Annotated in this window: 1 protein-coding gene; it reads left to right on the forward strand. The window is 39.7% G+C overall.

Going from position 1 to position 3,880, the window contains the following annotated elements:
• The first annotated feature begins 183 nt into the window (after nucleotides 1-183).
• Nucleotides 184-3,846 (forward strand): chromosome segregation protein SMC, encoded by a 3,663-nt coding sequence (smc, locus tag AFK68_RS06845; protein ID WP_094672114.1) that lies wholly within the window; start codon nucleotides 184-186, stop codon nucleotides 3,844-3,846.
• Nucleotides 3,847-3,880: the final 34 nt, after the last annotated feature.

The following is a 3,880-nucleotide window of genomic DNA, read 5'->3' on the forward strand; positions in this document are numbered from 1 at the left end:
ACATACGCAATAAAAGTTTCTACCTACTCTACAGATGAAATTTCTACTGAGCAAAAATTCCTATTGCCACATACGCAATAAAAGCTACCACTCCAAAAAATCCTAGAAACTAAAAGCCACAATCCTCAAGTCCTGTCTATAATTAATTAGATACAAATCTATCCAGTCCGAAAACTGGCCTTCATGGTTCATATCAAACGCCTGGAACTGACCAACTTTAAATCTTTCGGCGGCACAACTACGATTCCGTTGCTGCCCGGTTTTACTGTGGTTTCTGGGCCTAATGGTTCTGGCAAATCTAATATTCTCGATGCACTTCTATTTTGCCTGGGCCTCTCCACTTCCAAAGGTATGAGAGCCGAACGTCTACCAGACTTGGTAAACAATAAAGTAGCTGGACGTAAAACTGTTGAAACTATTGTGACTGTTACTTTTGATTTGGAAGACCTCGCAAATAAAAGTAATGGCCATAAAGAACAAGACTCTTCACAGTCAGAACTACCAGAAGTAGAAGAAAATGGAGCGAAAATTTTAGAATCTGAATCTGAAGACCCTTTTGAAATAGCTAATTCTTTTGATTCATTAGTGGAGTGGAGTATTTCTCGTCGCCTCCGAGTTACTAAACAAGGCACTTATACTTCTACTTATTATATGAATGGTCAGCCATGTACTCTGACGGAACTCCACGAACAACTAAATCAACTTCGGGTTTACGCTGAAGGATATAATGTTGTTCTCCAGGGTGATGTGACTGGCATTATTTCGATGAAGCCTCGCGAACGTCGCGAAATAATTGATGAGTTGGCAGGGGTGGCTCAGTTTGATAGGAAAATTTCTCTGGCAAAAGGCAAACTAGATGAGGTGAAGGAGCAGGAGGAAAAAAGTCGCATTGTGGAAAAAGAATTGCAGAAACAATGTGACCGTCTTTCCCAAGATTGTGTGAAGGCTAAAAAATATCAACAGTTACGAGGGGAGTTGGAGGAAAAGAGTCTCTGGCAAACTATACTAAGATGGCAAAATCTCCAAAAACAGGTATGGAAACTTAGAGAGAATATTGAATCAGGCGATCGCTCTCTGGCTGAATTTAACGAAAATATTCAGACTAAAGAAACTGAAATTAAACGAGCTTCTACTGAACTAGAGGAACTTAACGCTCAAGTAAAGGCTTTGGGGGAAGAGGAACTTTTAGCTTTACAGTCAACTCTGGCTACTCAAGAAGCGGAGCGCCGACAACTTCAACAAAAGGAGAAAGAATTAGAAACTACTATTAATCAAACCAAAACTAACCTTAGCCAACTAGAAAAAGAAGTAGATAAACACCAGCAAAATTTAGAAGTATTAGCTACCGAAAAAATTGTTCAAAGTCAAAATCTCTCATCTTTAGAAGCTACCCGTAACGAGGCTCAAGAAATTCTGAACCAACAACGAGAGTCAGCTAGTGCCATTGCCGATACTGCCGAAGCTTGGGTAAAACAACAAGCTCAACTTCATCATCAAATTGAAACTCTACAACAAACTCTAAACCCCCAACGGACGGAGCAAGCTAGAGTTAGGGAAAAAATTTACCAGTTAGAAAAACAAATTCAAGAACAACAAGAGTCTCTAGGAACTCTAAGAGTAGAAATTGAAAATCAGACAAAATACCACGAAAAGGTAAAAGAGTCAAAAGAAACAGCCAACTATCAAGTAGAATCTTTGACAAAACAATTAGAGGCTGTAGAACAAGACTTACGAATTCAACAAGACACTCAAACTCGTCTCCTACAAGAACAAAGAGATAGACAAAGAAAACTTGATAAATTAGAAGCCCAACAACAGGCAATTCAAGAAGCCACAGGTACTTATGCCACCAAAATGCTACAACAATCTGGCATTTCTGGGATTTGTGGATTAGTCGCACAACTGGGAAAAGTCGAACCTAAATATCAACTAGCTTTAGAAATTGCTGCGGGTGGTCGTTTGGGAAATATGGTAGTCGAAAATGATAGAGTAGCAGCCTCCGGGATTGAATTTTTGAAACGGCAAAGAGCTGGCAGAATGACATTTTTGCCTTTGAATAAAATTAGACCTGCCAGACTCAACCAAGATAATAGTTTACGTTGGGGAGCAGCCGGATTTATAGATTATGCTGTAAATTTGATAGACTGTGACTCTCGCTACGGAAATATTTTTGCTTATGTGTTTGGTTCAACCGTGGTATTTGATACTTTAGCAAATGCTAGACAACATTTAGGTCAATATCGGATAGTGACTCTCGATGGAGAAATATTAGAGAGTAGTGGGGCGATGACTGGTGGAAGTATGTCGCGCCGTTCCGGGAGCTTGCATTTTGGCACCGTTGATGGTAATGACTCGACAGAAATGGGAGAAATGGAAAGTCATCGTCAACGTTTACAAGAAATAGATATAGTTCTAGAGCGATGTGTAGCAGAAATTTCTCAACTCCAAGAAAAGGTAAAAGAGCGATCGCAAACCTTAATAGAAGGAAAGCAGTATTTTCGAGAAACTCAGCTCAAAGTAGAACAAATTGAGGCAGAACTGCAAAAATTGACCAAACAACAGGAGCAAGGTCAAGGACAACTAGAGAAAAATACTCAAGAATTGGCTAATGCCCAAACTAGGTTAGTATCCCTAGACCAAGAAATTCCAGCTCAGGAAGTCCAATTAAATGAGTTAAGGGAAACTTTAGCTGAGTTGGAAAAATCCCATACTCATAGTGAATGGCAACAGATGCAAGCTATGATTCGGTCTCAGGAGGCAGTTTTGCAAGAACGGGAAACTACTTTACGGACTGTTCAACAACAACTACAAGATTTGGAAAATCAACAACAACTGTTGCAAGAAAAGGTAGAAGCATCTTCCCGTCGGCGTTCAGAATATCAAGAGCAAGAATCAAATGCCCTAAATACTATAAAAGAAGTAAATAGTCAAATTTTAGTTATGGATGAACAAATTGCCCAGACTAAAGCAAATATAGCCAAAGCAGAAGAAAAATTAGGCACAGAGAAACAAAAAAGAGACCAAGCTGAAGCTAATCTACGGGAACTTTATTTAGCTAAACAACAATTAGAATGGCAACTCCAAAAATTACAGGAGTCTCAACAAGGACGTCGGGAACAGTTAGTCGCTTTGCAAATTCAGTTAGAAGAACAAAAGTCAGAAGTACCTGATCCAGTACCCACAGTGCCGGAAAATATTAAAATGGGAGAATTAGAGAAGGAGGTCAGATCCCTACAGAAACAACTTCAAGCCTTAGAACCCGTAAATATGTTAGCCCTCGAAGAATATGAGCAAACTCAGAAACGACTAGAAGAATTAAGTCAAAAATTATCCACTCTGGAAGGAGAGCGAACAGAACTGTTGTTAAGAATAGAAAACTTTACTACTCTAAGACAACGTTCATTTTTTGAAGCTTTTAATGCTGTGAATGAAAATTTCCAGGCAATTTTTGCCACACTTTCCGAAGGAGACGGTTATCTCCAATTAGATGACCAAGAAGATCCATTTAACAGTGGGTTAAATTTAGTCGCCCACCCCAAAGGAAAACCAGTCCAAAGATTGGCCTCTATGTCTGGAGGAGAAAAATCTTTAACAGCCTTAAGCTTTATTTTTGCCCTACAACGTTACCGTCCATCTCCCTTTTATGCCTTTGACGAAGTGGATATGTTTCTAGATGGGGCAAATGTAGAGCGATTAGCTAAAATGATTAAACAACAGGCACAACAAGCTCAGTTTATCGTTGTTAGTCTACGGAGGCCAATGATGGAATCATCTGAACGAACTATCGGCGTTACCCAAGCTAGGGGCGCTCATACCCAAGTTTTAGGGATTAAAATGACTAAATAGGGAGTAGGGAGTAGGGAGTAGGGAGTAGGGGAGT

Source organism: Hydrocoleum sp. CS-953 (assembly GCF_002260545.1).
Classification (GTDB): domain Bacteria; phylum Cyanobacteriota; class Cyanobacteriia; order Cyanobacteriales; family Microcoleaceae; genus Trichodesmium.